Source organism: Paucibacter aquatile, assembly GCF_002885975.1.
Classification (GTDB): Bacteria; Pseudomonadota; Gammaproteobacteria; order Burkholderiales; family Burkholderiaceae_C; genus Paucibacter_A; species Paucibacter_A aquatilis.
This window is the reverse complement of record NZ_POSP01000003.1, coordinates 2833974-2848630: the sequence shown is the minus strand read 5'-3', so window position 1 is coordinate 2848630 and position 14657 is coordinate 2833974. Positions and strand designations below refer to the sequence as shown.

General features: G+C 69.3%; 10 protein-coding genes. 8 read left to right on the top strand and 2 right to left on the bottom strand.

Annotated features, from left to right (window positions below; genetic code table 11):
• Positions 1-90: 90 nt before the first annotated feature.
• The 7 genes from C1O66_RS15340 to C1O66_RS15310 all read left to right on the top strand — a co-directional run bounded on the left by C1O66_RS15340 (position 91) and on the right by C1O66_RS15310 (position 7365).
• Positions 91-2169 (top strand): aminotransferase class V-fold PLP-dependent enzyme, encoded by a 2079-nt coding sequence (locus C1O66_RS15340; RefSeq protein WP_102769678.1) that lies wholly within the window; start codon positions 91-93, stop codon positions 2167-2169.
• 21 nt (positions 2170-2190) lie between these two features.
• Entirely contained in the window at positions 2191-3024 is an 834-nt protein-coding gene (gene trhO / locus C1O66_RS15335; protein ID WP_243392816.1) for an oxygen-dependent tRNA uridine(34) hydroxylase TrhO, read from the top strand.
• 21 nt (positions 3025-3045) lie between these two features.
• Positions 3046-3237 (top strand): hypothetical protein, encoded by a 192-nt coding sequence (locus C1O66_RS15330; RefSeq protein WP_102768677.1) that lies wholly within the window; start codon positions 3046-3048, stop codon positions 3235-3237.
• Positions 3238-3246: 9 nt separating this feature from the next.
• Complete coding sequence (locus tag C1O66_RS15325; protein ID WP_102768676.1) at positions 3247-4089, top strand: SPFH domain-containing protein; 843 nt, start codon at positions 3247-3249, stop codon at positions 4087-4089.
• A gap of 76 nt (positions 4090-4165) precedes the next feature.
• On the top strand, positions 4166-5467 hold the full coding sequence (locus C1O66_RS15320; protein ID WP_102768675.1) for a UDP-N-acetylglucosamine 1-carboxyvinyltransferase: 1302 nt from the start codon (positions 4166-4168) through the stop codon (positions 5465-5467).
• Between the two features lie 56 nt (positions 5468-5523).
• Positions 5524-6423 (top strand): TIGR02285 family protein, encoded by a 900-nt coding sequence (locus C1O66_RS15315; protein ID WP_102768674.1) that lies wholly within the window; start codon positions 5524-5526, stop codon positions 6421-6423.
• Positions 6424-6435: 12 nt separating this feature from the next.
• Positions 6436-7365 (top strand): pseudouridine synthase, encoded by a 930-nt coding sequence (locus tag C1O66_RS15310; protein ID WP_102768673.1) that lies wholly within the window; start codon positions 6436-6438, stop codon positions 7363-7365.
• A 12-nt stretch (positions 7366-7377) separates the two neighbouring features.
• On the opposite strand, the gene C1O66_RS15305 is transcribed toward C1O66_RS15310, so the two are convergent.
• Positions 7378-8136: a hypothetical protein gene (locus C1O66_RS15305; protein WP_102768672.1), complete on the bottom strand. Its 759-nt coding sequence runs from the start codon at positions 8134-8136 to the stop codon at positions 7378-7380.
• Positions 8137-8205: 69 nt separating this feature from the next.
• On the opposite strand from C1O66_RS15305, the gene C1O66_RS15300 reads away from it, so the two are divergent.
• On the top strand, positions 8206-10206 hold the full coding sequence (locus C1O66_RS15300) for a cation:proton antiporter (protein WP_102768671.1): 2001 nt from the start codon (positions 8206-8208) through the stop codon (positions 10204-10206).
• Positions 10207-10227: 21 nt separating this feature from the next.
• Here C1O66_RS15300 and C1O66_RS24630 read toward each other — a convergent pair whose 3' ends face one another.
• Positions 10228-14424, bottom strand: coding sequence for a DEAD/DEAH box helicase (locus C1O66_RS24630; RefSeq protein WP_102768670.1), 4197 nt, complete (start codon positions 14422-14424; stop codon positions 10228-10230).
• Positions 14425-14657: the final 233 nt, after the last annotated feature.

Here is a 14657-nt window from a genome sequence, read left to right as displayed (position 1 = left end):
GGGCCGCAGTATAGAGGCCCAACGGTCAGGCGGGTACCATGGCGGCTTCGCGCCACGCGCCTGTTGTGCCTGCTCAGCCAGTTCTTCGCCATGGAAATCTATCTCGACGCCAATGCCACCACGCCCGTGTTGCCGCAGGCCAAGGCGGCGGCCATTCAGGCCATGGTGGAGGATTACGGCAACCCCAGCAGCATCCACAGCACCGGCCTCAAGGCGCGCGCGCTGATCGACGGCGTGCGTGCCCGCGCCCAGCGCCTGCTGGATACCGGCGCCGGCCAGCTGCTCTTTGTCAGCGGCGCGACCGAAGGCATCCAGACGGCCGTGCTGTCCGCCCTGCACGCCCTGCGCGCGCGCCGCGAGGCCGGTCAGGCCATCGGCAGCCAGCTGCTCTACGGTGCCACCGAGCACAAGGCCGTGCCCGAGGCGCTCAAGCACTGGAACGCCGTGCTGGGCCTGAACCTGGCGATCCGTGCCATCCCGGTGGACACGCAGGGCCGCCATGATCTGGAGTTTCTGCAGCGTGAGGCGCCCGAGGCCGGCCTGGTCTGCACCATGGCCGCCAACAATGAAACCGGCGTCATCAGCGATCTGACCGGCATCGAAGCCGCCCTCAATGCCAGCGGCAGCAGCGCCTTCTGGATGGTGGATGGCGTGCAGGCCCTGGGCAAGCTGGTGCTGCGCCTGAGCCAGAGCCGCATCGATTACGCGCCTTTCTCCGGCCACAAGCTCTATGCGCCCAAGGGCATCGGCCTGCTCTACGTGCGCGCCGGTGCGCCCTTCACGCCGCTGATGGCTGGCGGCGGCCAGGAGGGGGCGCTGCGTTCGGGCACCGAGAACATGTCCGGCATCGCCGCCCTGGGTGCGGTGCTGGAAGCTTTGGAAGACAAGGAGGGCAAGACCTTCCGCAGCCATGCCGAGATGAGCGGTTTCCGCACCCGCCTGGCGGCTGCGCTGGAGCAGGCCTTCCCTGGCCTGGTCTACAACGCGCCGCTGGTGCAGAGCCTGCCCACCACCCTCAATTTCTCGGTGCCGGGCCTGAGCTCGCGCCTGCTGCAGGACCTGTTCGACGCGGCCGATGTGCGCGTCAGCGGCGGTTCGGCCTGCAGTGCGGCCAAGGCCGCGCCGAGCTTTGTGCTGCAGGCCATGGGCCTGCCCGATTGGCAAGCTGCCGGTGCCGTGCGCCTGTCCATCGGCCCAGCCGTGGATGAGGCCTTCATCACCGAAGCCTGTGCCCGCATCGAGGCCTGCGGTGAGTCGCTGCGCCGCAACTGCATGAGCCCGAGCGACAACCTGCCGACGGTCGGCCAGGGCGTCAGCCGCTTCATGCTGGAAGGTGCCTGCTGCTATGTGCTGGCCGATGCGGCCGTGCAGCGCTGCGTGCTGATCGACCCGCAGCCCGAGCAGGTCAGCCGCCTGGCCCAGGTGCTGCGCTGCCAGAACTACCCGGTCACCGCCGTGCTCAGCAGCGATGGCGCCGCGGCCCACGGCGAGGCACGGGCCCTGCTGGCGGCCGAGCTGCCCGATCTGCTCGCCGCATCGGCGGAGGTCGATGCGCTGGGCTGGCCCTTGACGCAGACGGAGCTGGAGTTGGGCGCCAAGCGCTTGCGCCGGCAGTTGCTGGAAGGCGGGGGTCAGGCCTTGCTGCTCAGCGAAGGTGGGCAGGGACAAGCCTGCTGTCTGGCCTTTGTGGCGCCGCAGCACGCCCAGGCCTTGGGCGAGCAGATCGGTGCTCAGACCCTGATCGCACCGCCCAGCGACGAAGCCCAGCTGCTGGCCAGCAACGTGGCCCTGGAGCGCGGTGAGGCCGTGGCGGCGCCGCTGCTGCAGCTCTCGGGCACGCAGCTGCAGCAGTTTGTCGACGCCCATCCGGATGCGCTGCTGATCGATGTGCGCGAGCCCTACGAGCAGTTCCTGAGCCAGACGCCCGAGCTGGCCGGAGTGGCTTTGCAGGCCATGCCCTTGTCCCGCTTTCTCAATGCCATTCCCGGCTGGCTGGCCGAGCAGCGCCCCTTGTTGTTCTTCTGCCGCAGCGGCAACCGCAGCCGCCAGGCGGCGCAGGCCCTGGCCCGCCTCGGCCACAGCCAGGCCTGGACGCTCAGCGGCGGCCTGGCCCTCTTGCCCGACGCGCCCGTACGCGCCGCGGCGGCCGACCCGGCTCTGCTGGTCTGAGGACGGGGCTTGATGAGCGTGATGAACGAGCCACATGTCCATTCCTCCTTCTACCGCTTCGTGGCTCTGGCCGAGCCGGAAGCGGTGGCCGCGCGGCTGCGCGAACTGAGCGGGCCCGAGACCGGAATCGGCGGCAACATCCTGGTTGCGGCCGAGGGCATCAGCGGCGCCATCGCTGCGCCGGCCGCCGCCCTGGCGGCGTTTGAGCAAGCGCTGCAGCAGGATGCGTTGTTTGGCGGCGCCTTCGCGGGCATGGCCTTCAAGCACAGCGCCTGCACCACGCGGCCTTTCACCTTGATCAAGGTGCATTGCAAGCCCGAGATCGTCGCCTTCGGCGTGCCCGGCGTCAGCGGCCTGCCCGACCCGGAGCTGCCCGACACCCATGTCTCTCCGCAGCGCTGGCGCGAGTTGCTCAACGAGCCCGATGTGCTGGTGCTGGACAACCGCAACAGCTTTGAATACCGGCTGGGCCGTTTCAAGAATGCGGTCGACCCCGAGGTCGCGCATTTCCGCGATTTCCCGGCCTATGTGGCCGCTCACGCCGAAGCCTGGAAGGCCGAGGGCAAGCGCATCGCCATGTACTGCACCGGCGGCATCCGCTGCGAGAAGACCAGCGCCTGGATGCAAAGCCAGGGCCTGGAGGTCTACCAACTGGACGGCGGCATCGTCAGCTATTTCGAGCAGATGCCCGATGCTGCGGCCGATTGGCAGGGCGAGTGTTTTGTCTTCGACAAGCGCATGGCCATCGACACGCGCCTGCAGGAAACCGCCACCACGGCCGAGCAGGTCTATGGCGATGACCCCAAGCAAGCCTGGCGCCTCGCGCGTGCGCGCCGGCTCGACCCGGGCGCCTGACCCGACATAAAGGACGGTGAGATGCGGCAATTTGTACTTCTGCTGGGGCTCGGGCTGCTGCTGTACATCGGCTGGCAGCTGCTGGCGCCCGCTCGCCGCCAGTCTCTGTTGAGCCTGGCTTCGCGCCATGCCTGGCGCCTGGGCGTGTTGTTCCTGGGCTTGCTGGCCCTGCTGCTGCTGGCCTATTTCTATCCTCCCATCCACTTGCTCTGAAAGCTCTCCATGAAGCGTTTTGTCCGGACTTTTGGCCTGATCGGCCTGTGCGCCTTGATGAGTGCCTGCAGCCAGATCGACACCGGCAACGTCGGTGTCGAGCGTACGCTGGGCAAGGTGGGCGCCGAGTCCTTGCCGCCCGGCGTCTACTTCACCCTGTTCAAGTCAGTGGATGAGTTCACCACCAAGGAAGTCAGCTTCTCGCTCTACGACATGACGCCCAAGAGCCGGGACAACCTGACCATGAAGGATGTGGACCTGGACATCTACTTCAAGACCACGCCCAGCGCCGTGCCCGGCTTGTATGTGAAGTACCAGGGTGATGTGGTCAAGCATGGCGACATCGTCAAGGGCGGCACCAAGGATCTGGTGATCGCCTTCAGCCGCGTGTCGCGCGAGGCGCGCGAGGCCGTCTACAAAGCCATCGCCCAGCTGGATGCCACCACCATGCACACCAAGCGCACCGAGCTGGCCGAGATGGTGCGCTCCGAGTTGCAAAAAGAGCTCGATGCCAATGACAAGGGGGCTTTTGTCATCACCGCGGTCAATGTCCGCAACCTGCTGACCGACCCCGCCATCGAGGCGGCCATTCGCCAGCGCGCCGAGACCGATCAGGCGATCGAGAAGAAGCGCAAGGAGATCGAACTGGCCAAGGCCGAGGCCGAGCGCCTGATCGTGCAGGCTGAGGGCGAGGCGCGTGCCAATCGCATCGTCAGCGAATCGCTGACCCCGGCCTTGAAAGAGATCAAGCTGGCTGAGATCCACCGCGACACGGCCATTGCCGTGGCGGGCAAGGCCGGCAACACCGTGCTGATGAGTCCGGGCGCCCAGCCCCTGGTGCCGGTGCGCTGAGCCCCGCCGGGGTTTTTGCCAGGGCAACGATAATCGGGCTCACCGCTTCGGTGCCCCTGCGATCCTTTCTCCGTCCATGTCCAATCTCATCGTCCACGGCGGCACGCCTCTTGCCGGCCGCATCGTTCCCTCGGCCAACAAGAACGCCGTCCTGCCCATCCTCTGCGCGACCCTGCTGACGCGCGAGCCGGTGCGCCTGCACGGGGTGCCCGACATCACGGACGTGAAGAAGATCCTCGAGGTCTTCCGCAGCCTCGGCAGCTCGGTCGAGATGGACGCCAAGACCCGGGTGCTGGACCTGCACCACCGCGACACCTGTTTCGACGCCGCGCGCGACCGCCTGCCCGAGGAAATGCGCAGCTCCATCATGCTGGTGCCGGGCCTGCTGGCGCGCTTCTGCTCGGCCCGCATCGAGGACGATGTGACCGGCTGCACCCTGGGCGTGCGCGAGATCGACCCCCATGTCGAGGTCTTCCAGCGTTTCGGTGCCAGCGTCGAGCGCCAGCCCGATGGCCTGGTCCTGGCCGTGCCGGCCCGCCTGCGGGCCAACGACCACTGGACCGACTACGCTTCGGTCACCACCACCGAGAACTTCGTGCTTTGCGCCGCCCTGGCCCAGGGCCGCTCGACGCTGATGAACGCCGCCTCCGAGCCCCATGTGCAGGAGTTCTGTGCCTTTCTGAAGATGTTGGGCGCGCAGATCGAAGGCCTGGGCACCTCGCGCCTGACCATCCACGGCGTCGAGCGCCTGGGCGGCGGCGAGTTCACTTTCGCCGAGGATTTCCACGAGATCGTCACCTTCCTGGCCCTGGGCGCCATCACCGGCGGCCGGGTCGAGGTGAAGAACTCCACACCCGAGCAGTTCCCCCTGATCGACCGTACCTTTGCCAAGTTCGGCGTGCAGATCGTGCACGAGAACGGCTGGTCGCGCGCCGAGACGCAAGGCCCGCTCAAGGTCAAGGAGCCCTTCACCCGCAACATCCTGCAAAAGGTCGAGGCCGCGCCCTGGCCCTACCTGCCGGTGGACCTGCTGCCCATCTTCGTGGCCCTGGGCATCAAGGCCGAAGGCAGCGTGATGTTCTGGAACAAGATCTACGACGGCGCCATGGGCTGGACCTCGGAGCTGAGCAAGTTCGGCGGCCACGCCTTCCTGTCCGACCCGCATCGCATGGTCACCTTCGGCGGCAAGCCGCTGCACCCGGCCGAGGTGGAGAGCCCCTACATCATCCGCGTGGCCATTGCCCTGCTGATGGTGGCGGCCAGCATCTCGGGCAAATCGGTGATCCGCAACGCCACACCGATCCGCCGCGCCCACCCGCAATTCGTCGAGAACATCTGCTCGCTGGGTGCCCGCATCGAGTGGGTCGACGGCGAGTGAAACACGGGGTCCAGGGCGGCCGGCGCTGGCGCTGGTGCTTGAGCGCATGGCTGTGCTTGAGCCCGATCTGGGCGAGTGCGCAGACGGCGCCCACCGACCCAGGCCCCGAGCCCGGCGTGATCCGCTGGATGGTGCGCGATGTGCCGCCCCATTTCACCTACCCCGGCGGCAAGCCGCCGCAGCGCGCGTCTGAGCTGGTGGGCCATGGCGAGATCGACGGCTTTTTGCGCCTGCTGATCCAGCAGCTGCCGCAGTACCGGCATGAGTTTCTCGATGCCGGTTTCCCGCGCTTCGAAGCCCTGGTGCGCCAGGGCCAGACCCTGTGCTCGCCCCTGCATGTCAGCACGCCCGAGCGCCTGGGCTGGCTGTACTTCACCCATGTGCACCCGCCCCTGGTGTCGCGCCAGCTGGCGGTGATTGCACGGCGCGAGCTGGCGCCGCGCCTCGAGCGTTTCGAACGCGCCGGCCGGCAGGTGCTTTTGTCCGAGCTTTTGCAAAGCGATCTGGTCGGCCTGCTGCCACGCGACCGCGCTTTTGGTCCCAAGATCGATGCCGCCCTGCAGGCCGCGGGCAGCAAGGCGCCCAAGTCCGTGGTGGCCGGCCGCCATATGCATCTGCTGGCCATGCTGCTGGCCCAGCGCATGGACTACACCCTCGACTACCCCAGCGCGGTCGATGAATACCTGAAAAGCCAGGGCTTGCCGAGCACCGAGCTGATCAAGCTGCCGGTGCAGGAGGGCATCAGCACCCAGCTGGCCACCTACGCCTGCAGCCGCACGCCCGAAGGGCGCAAGCAGATCGAGGCCATCGACCAGGCGGTGCGCAAGATGGCAGCCGACCCGCAGCGCGAGGCCTGGATCCAGTCCTGGCGCGGCAGCAGCCTGGACGAGGGTGACCGCCAGCGCCTCAAGCGCTACCTCGACGAACGCGCCCGCGGCGGGCCGCAGATCGACTGAGGCGAGCCCGCCATGAGCCGCCCGCCCAAGCTGGCCCTGCCTTTGCGCGATGGCGTCGGGGCCAGCGTGCTGGCCTGTCCGGCAGGGCGCTGGGCCAGTCTGCTCGATTACCTGGTGGAGCGCCTGCCGCGCCTGAGCCGTGCGGAGTGGTGCGATCGCTTTGCCCAGGGCCTGGTGCTGGACGAGCGGGGTCAGGTCTTGCCCATCGATGCACCTTACCGGCCGGCCACGCGCATCTACTACTGGCGCCAGCTGGAGCGTGAACCGGAGGTGCCCTTCGAGGCGCAGATCCTGTTCCAGGACGAGTTGCTGCTGGTGGCCGACAAGCCGCATTTCCTGCCGGTGCTGCCCAGCGGCCGCTTTGTGCAGCAGACCCTGCTGACCCGGCTGCGCCGCGCCACCGGCCTGGCCGATCTCAGCCCCATCCACCGCATCGACCGCGAGACCGCCGGCCTGGTGGTCTTCAGCCTGCAGCCGGCCACGCGTGGCGCCTACCAGGCCCTGTTCCGCGAGCGCGCCGTGCACAAGGTCTACGAGGCCGTGGCCGGCCTGCCCGAGCCGCTGGGCCTGAGCCTGCCGCTGACCCGCCGCAGCCGCCTGCAGGAGCGCAGCGAGGCCTTCATGCAGATGGAAGAGGTGGCGGGCGAGCCCAATGCCGAGACGCAGGTCGAGCTGCTGCAGCGCCACCCCAGCCTGCCCCTGGCCCGCTACCGCCTGAGCCCCAGCACCGGCCAGAAGCACCAGCTGCGCGCCCATATGAACGCCCTGGGCCTGCCCTTGCTGGGCGATCGCATCTACCCGAGCTTGCTGCCGCCCGAGCCCATCGAGGCGCCGGACTACAGCCAGCCCCTGCAGCTGCTGGCGCGCAGCCTGGCCTTTCGCGACCCGATCAGCGGCGCGCAGCGCGAGTTCGAGAGTCAGCGGCAGTTGCTGGCCTTCTGAGGGCCGGGTGGCCTAGAAATCCAGGAGCAGCTGGGCGCTGAACATGTCGCCGCGCCGGCCGTAGGTGCGGCCCCAGAGGTAGGCGGCGTTGAAGCTCAGGCCCTGCTGGCCCTCGGGCACCCAGTGCAGCATGGGCCCGGCGCGCTGCGACTGCCGGGCGGCGGGCAGCCAGTGGTTCCAGCGCCCCAGCTCGCCAAAACCTTGCAGGCCCAGACGCAGGCCCGGCTGCAGCGGCCGCGATACCTGCCACTGCAGCTTGAGCTGGGTGCCCTCGCGGCGGGCCCAGTCGTGCTCCAGCAGCAGGTTGAGGTTGAGGCGGCTCAGGCCCCAATCGCCTTGCCAGCTCGGGCCGATCTCCAGCGCCGTGCCGGCGTGGCGGCCGCGGTTGTGGATCAGCTGGGTGTGCAGGGCCAGCTCATGCTCGCTGTCGGGGCTGCTGAGCAGCCACTGGTTCATCCAGTTCAGCGAGCTGAGCTTTTGCGAGCGCCAACCGGGGCCGATCCAGCTGAGCAGGATCTCGCTGGTCCAGCGCTCGCTGAAGCCGTGGCGCAGGCCCAGCTCGGGCCAGAGCAAGGCCGCCTCGCCCGGGGCCTGCACGCTCCAGTAGCGCAGGTCCAGCGAGCTCTTGCCGGCGGCGGCGTAGGGGCGCACCAGGTAATAGCCCGGATCGGCTTCAGCGCCAAAGACTGCTGAGGCGAGGCCGATGAGTAGCAGGGCCCGGCGTTTCAGCCCCGGCCAGGTCCGCTGTGGGCGATCAAAGAGGCGTGCCATGGTGAGGCGGGAGCATAGCGGCTTGTTTCCACAGATGGGGGGTGGCGCACGCCCGCTAATATCGGGCCCATGATCACTGCGCTCGACCTGGCCCTCATCTACCTGATTGCTGCCGTGCTGGGCGTGGTCGCTTGCCGCTTGCTGAAGCTGCCGCCCATGCTGGGCTATCTGGCCGTGGGCGTGCTGATCGGCCCCAATGCCCTGGCCCTGGCGGGCGACACGGTGGGCATCCGCTACCTGGCCGAGTTCGGCGTGGTCTTTCTGATGTTTGTGATCGGGCTGGAGTTCAACCTGCCCAAGCTGCGCAGCATGCGCCACCTGGTCTTCGGCCTCGGGCTCTTGCAGGTGCTGATCACCATCGTCGCCACCATCGCCGGCCACTACCTGCTGCGCGCCGGCTTGCAGCTGCTCGGCCTGCCCTGGGATCTGAGCTGGCAAGGCGCCCTGGTGCTGGGCGCGGCCATGGCCATGAGCAGCACGGCCATCGTCGTCAAGCTGATGGCCGAGCGCCTGGAGCTGGAGAGCGAACATGGCCGCCGCGTGGTGGGCGTGCTGCTGTTCCAGGATCTGGCTGTGGTGCCTCTGCTGGTGCTGATTCCGGCGCTCAACAGCGACGGCTCGGCCATGGCCCAGTCCCTGGGCTGGGCCTTGCTCAAGGCGGTTGCCCTGCTGGCCTTGCTGCTGGTGGGCGGCCAGAAGCTGATGCGCTGGTGGCTGACCCTGGTGGCGCGGCGCAAGAGCGACGAGCTTTTCATGCTCAATCTGCTGCTGGTCACCCTGGGCCTGGCCTGGTTGACCGAGCATGCCGGCCTGTCGCTGGCGCTGGGCGCATTTGTCGCCGGCATGCTGATCGCCGAGACCGAATACAAGCACCAGGTGGAGACCGACATCCGGCCCTTCCACGATGTGCTGCTGGGCCTGTTCTTCATCACCATCGGCATGAAGCTGGACTGGAGCACCCTGACCGAGCAATGGCTGCTGGTCATCGTGCTGAGCCTGCTGCCGGTGCTGGCCAAGTTCGCCCTGATTGCCGGCCTGGCCTGGTTGTTCAAGGCGCCCACCGGCGTGGCCTTGCGCACCGGCCTGTACCTGGCCCAAGCGGGTGAGTTTGGCTTTGTGTTGCTGACCCTGGGCGCCCAGCACCAGCTGATCGCGCCGCAGTGGGTCAGCGCGGTGCTGGCGAGCATGGTGCTGTCCATGCTGGCCACGCCGTTCTTGATCATGTACAGCAACCGCATCGTCATGAAGCTGTCCAGCAGCGACTGGATGATGCAGTCCCTGCAGCTGACCACGATTGCCAAGAAGTCCATCAAGGCGCAGGCCCATGTGATCATCTGCGGCTACGGCCGCAGCGGCCAGAACCTGGCCCGCTTGCTCGATGGCGAAAACATCCCCTATATGGCCCTGGACCTGGACCCCGACCGGGTGCGCCAGGCGGCCGCGGCCGGGCAGAGTGTGGTCTTCGGTGATGCCGCCCGCCTGCAAAGCCTGATGGCTGCCGGCCTGGCCCGCGCCAGCGCCGTGGTGGTCAGCTACCCGGACACGCCCTCGGCCCTGAAGATCCTGCATCTGGTGCATTCGCATGCGCCCCAGGTTCCGGTGGTGGTGCGCACCATCGACGACAGCGACCTCGAGCGCCTGCGTGCCGCCGGCGCCACGGAGGTGGTGCCCGAGGCCATCGAGGGCTCGCTGATGCTGGCCAGCCATGCGCTGGCTCTGGTGGGCGTGCCCATGCGCCGGGTGATCCGCCTGACCCGTGACGCGCGCGATGCGCGTTATGGGCTCTTGCGCGGCTATTTCCACGGCGCCGATGACGACACCGGCGAAGAACGCCAGCATGCCCGCCTGCGCTCCGTCACCCTGCCCACCGCCAGCCCCTATATGCACACGGCGCTGGGCCTGCTGGCCCTGCATGCGACCGGGGTGTCGGTGGTGTCGGTGCGGCGGGTCAACGGCGCGGTGGTGCCGGCCGATGAGCAGCTGCTGCTGCAGGGCGGAGACACCCTGGTGCTCTCGGGCGTGCCCGAGGCCCTGGCCCTGGCCGAGGAAAAGCTGCTGCGCAGCGATTGAAGCGACGGGCGGCTTGGCGGCTCAGCCGCGCAGCAGGGCCGCCAGGGCCTGCGCATCCAGCACGGTGGCCTCGTCCTGGCCTTCCAGAATGCCATCGGCCAGGCCGCGTTTGTCGCGGTGCAGGTCGATGATTCGTTCCTCCACCGAGCCGGCTGTCACCAGGCGGTAGACCGTGACCGGCCGCTGCTGGCCCATGCGGTGGGCGCGGCCGGTGGCCTGGTCCTCGGCGGCCGGGTTCCACCAGGGGTCGACGATCAGCACATAGTCGGCCATGGTCAGGTTGAGGCCGAAGCCGCCGGCCTTGAGGCTGATCAGGAACACCTCGCCCTCGCCGCGCTGGAAGGCGGCCACGCGCTGGCTGCGCTCGGCCGCCGGCGTGCTGCCATCGAGGTACTGGAAGGGCACGCCCATGGCCCGCAGTCGCTCGGACAGCAGGGCCAGGTAGTCGGTGAACTGGCTGAACACCAGGGCTTTGTGCGAGCCCTCGACCAGCTCGCGCACGATGCGTTCAAACTCACCGAGTTTGGCGCCGATCAGGCCCAGCTCCGGCGCCACCAGGCGCGGGTCGCAGGCGGCGCGGCGCAAACGCATCAGCTCGGCCAGCACCTGCATGGGCGCGGGCTGGCCGGCCTTGGCGGCGGCGGACACGGCCTCTTGCGCGTTGCGGCGCAGGGCTTCCAGAAAGGCTTTCTCCTCAGCGCTGGGCTGCACCAGATGGACAATCTCGGTGCGGGGCGGCAGGTCTTGCAGCACCTGCTGCTTGGTCCGGCGCAGCAGGAAGGGCGAGACCAGGCGGCGCAGGCGCTGGCGGGCGGCGCCGTCTTTCTGCTTCTCGATCGGCGTGGCGAAGCGTTCGTTGAACTGGCGCGTGCTGCCGAGCAGGCCGGGGTTGATCAGGTTCATGATGGACCAGAGATCGGTCAGGCGGTTCTCGACCGGCGTGCCCGAGAGCGCCAGGCGGAAGCCGGCCTGGAACTCAGCCACCGACTGCGCTCGCTTGGTGGCCGCGTTCTTGAGTGCCTGCGCCTCGTCCATCACCAGGGTGGCCCAGGGCTTGGCAGCCAGCAGCTCGCCATCGATCTGGGCCAGGGCATAACTGACAATCAGCACGTCACCGGCCGCGGCATCGCTGATCAGGCCGGCGCGGTCAGCGTCTTCGCCGTAGATGCTGCAGCGCAGGCTGGGCGCGAATTGGGCGGCCTCGGCCAGCCAGTTGCCGCAGACCGAGGTGGGCGCCAGCACCAGGGCCGGGCCGAGTGAGGCGCGTTCCAGCAGCAGGGCCAGGGTCTGCACCGTCTTGCCCAGGCCCATGTCATCGGCCAGGCAGGCGCCCAGACCGGCTGCGGCCAGGCGGCTCATCCACTGGAAGCCCTCCAGCTGGTAGCCACGCAGCTCGGCGCGCAAGGCCTTGGGCAGGGCCGGTGTTTGCTGTGCGGCCTGGGACAAGGCGTCCATGCGCGCGCGCCAGGGCGCGTCACCGGCCACGGCCATGCCGTCCAGCGTGTCCTCCAGCCAGGAGGCGGCCGCGGGCGGCAGCTGCAGCTGGTCTTTCTTGCTCTGCAGCACGGCATCGAGCTCGCGCAGCTGCTGGCGCAGCTGTTCGCTCAAGGCCAGATACTCGCCCTCGGCCAGGCGCACAAAGCGGCTGCGCGATTCGCGCGCCAGCTTCATCAGCTCTTGCAGGCCGAGCACGCGCGATTCATCGAGCTGGGCGCTGCCGCTCAAGCCCAGCCAATCGCGGCCGCTGCTCACCGAGACGCTCATCGCCGGGCTGGCCAGGGGCGTGACGCGCAGTGGCTTGCCTTTGGGCCAGTCGAGCGCGGCGATGCCGGGCAGGCTGGGCAGGCGCTCGACGGCGCGCAGCGCGTCCTCGGCATCGAGCAGCTGCCAGGGGGACTCGGGCGCCTGTTCGGGGTCGAGGAAGGGCAGAGCCTCCAGCACGGCCGCGCGCGCCTCGGCCTCGGCCTGCAGGTCGCGCTCGGTGGCCAGGCTCAGGCCTTCGTGCATGCACATCAGGCGCGCCCGGCCCTGGCCCGGCGTGACCGCCGGCCCGAAGTGGCCGAAGGGCTGGGCCACCAGCTGCAGCTGCAAGCCCTCGCCCAGGGGCTGAAGCCGGGCCCGCAAGCGGCTGTTGCCCGGCACCAGCTGGCCGGCGGCGGCATCGCTGTGCAGCTGGAAATGGGCGCTCAGCACCTGCAGCGCGGCGCCCAGCTCGGCGGTGGCGCTGACCGGCACGGTCCAGCCCTGGGCGACCAGCTCGGCGACGCGGCGCTGGGCATTGCTGATGCGGATCAGGCGCGCATGCTGCGGCCCGTCGCGCAACACGCGCAAGGCGTCGCGCTTGGCCAGCTCGGTGTCGTGGCTGTTGCCCAGCCAGCCGAACAGGCGCGGTGGCTCGCTGGCGATCAAGGGTGGGTGGATGTGGAACTCAAAGTGCTCGGCGCCGCTGGCCGCATCCCGGCGCCGGCGCACCTCCAGCTCGGGCTGCGCTTCGACCAGCTCCACCCATTGACCCGGCGCGTCGGCAAACATCAGGGCGGGGTGGCCGATCAGGGCGACCGCGGCTTGCGACACATCGAGCTGCCAGCTGTTGGCGCCGCCGTAGAGGCTGCGTTCGATGTGGCGCAGCACGGCGTTGTCACGCGCATGGGCGGCGCCGTTCTTTTTCAGCTTGCCCAGACTGATCTCCTTCAGCTTGAGCGCGGCGCGCGCGCCGATGCTGCGTTCGAAGGGCTCGACATCCTGCACACGGCCGTGGGCGTCCAGGCTCAGGGCCCAGGCCAGCTCGGGGCCGTCGGCGCTGGTCTTGCCACCCTTCTTCTCGTCACCCAGGGTGGCGATGGCGGCCAGGGCGTCTCGCCAGGGCTCGCGCGGGGCGCCGAGAAAACTCTGCGGCGGCGCCTGGCTTTGCAGGTCCAGTGCGATAGGCCCCAGCTCCAGGCGCTCGGCCGCGGCGGCCACCCAGGCCGCCAGCCAGAGCTGGCCGCTGCCGGCCAGGCGCTGCACCAGGGCCTGGGCCGCTGCCGGCGCCCATCCCGGGGCTTCGGTCTGCGCCCAGGCGGCCAGCAGCAGGCGGTCGGCCGCCTGGCCCAGGCTGTGCTCGCGCGCCTCCAGCGCGGGCAGATAGGCCAGGCAGCTGGGGTCCAGGCTGTCGGCCCCGAGGCGGCTGCCGATGACATGGGCCCAGCGGCCCCAGCCCTCGTGGGCTGAGGGCTTGCGCGAGCCCGATTCGGCGATGCAGAACTTGTGCGCCAGGGTCCAGGCCCCGGCATCGGCCTGGGCCAGCAAGCACATCACATAGACCCGCGACAGCTCGGGCGACAGGGCCTCGCGGCGTGCGCCGCTGGCCTTGCGCACGTCTCTCATGGTCTGTTCAAACAGCGCGGCGGCCTCGGCCCAGCGGCCCTGGGCTGCGGATTCGGCCGCATCGAAGCCGGGCCGGCTGGGGCCGTGCACGCCCTCCAGCAGGCTGCGCATGCCGCTGAAATCGAGCGCTTGGGCGCGGGCCTCGGCCAGCTGGCTGCGCAGCTCGGGCGTCAGCTCCCGGCTGCGCGAACTTCCCCCGTGGCCGTGGCTGTCGAGCAGCCAGGCTTGCATCTGCCGGGCGCGCGGGTCGGCGGCGGGCAGCAGGTCCAGGCAGAGGGCCAGCAGCTCGCTGCGCAGCGCGCTGTCCATGCGCGCCATGGCCTCGGGCAGCCAGGGTTCGCTGAGGACTTTGCAGATCAGCAGGGGCTGGTCGAGCAGCTCCAGGCTGCCTTGCAAGCCCTGGCGGAATGCCGCCTGGCTGAGGCCGGCGTGCAGGTAGAGGCGCAGCAGCACGGCTGCTTCTTCGTCGGTGCGCAGGGTCAGCCAGCTGATGGGGCGGGTCACCTCGCCGTAGGCGCCGCTGAGCATCCAGGCCAGACGCTGCCAGTAGGGCGGCTGGGCGGCGGGCGGGTGCCGCAGCAGCTCTTGCAGGCGCGCGGCATGCTGCTGCAGATCGGCACGGTAGCCCTGGCCGGGGCGCTGTTCGATCAGGCCTCGGGCCTTGAGCAGCTTCAAGGCTTCGCCGATTTCGACGGCATGCAGATCGGCCCCGCCCGCGGCCAGCCACTGCGCCAGCCCGGCCGCACCGCGCGTGCCACCGCTGAGCAGCAGCGCATCGAGCACGGCCTGCTCGATCTCGCCCAGGCCCGGCGTGGCAGTGGCGTCAAGGGGCAGGGCAGCGTTGGAGGTCATGGGGTGGGCCGGAGGGAGACATGCGAACAGCACGAGGGGCGCGCGAGGGGCGCGAGCGTGCAGCAGCACAGTATGCCAAGCGGCCCCAGTCACGCCTCGATGCCGCAGACCGGCCTATCGGTCCCGTGCAGCAAATCACGGCGCCGCGCTGCCCGGCAAGGGCCGGAGCACTTTCTCAGTCGCAAGCCGGTAATGCTCCCTTGTTTCGATGCCGGGGCTCAGTACATTGGAGG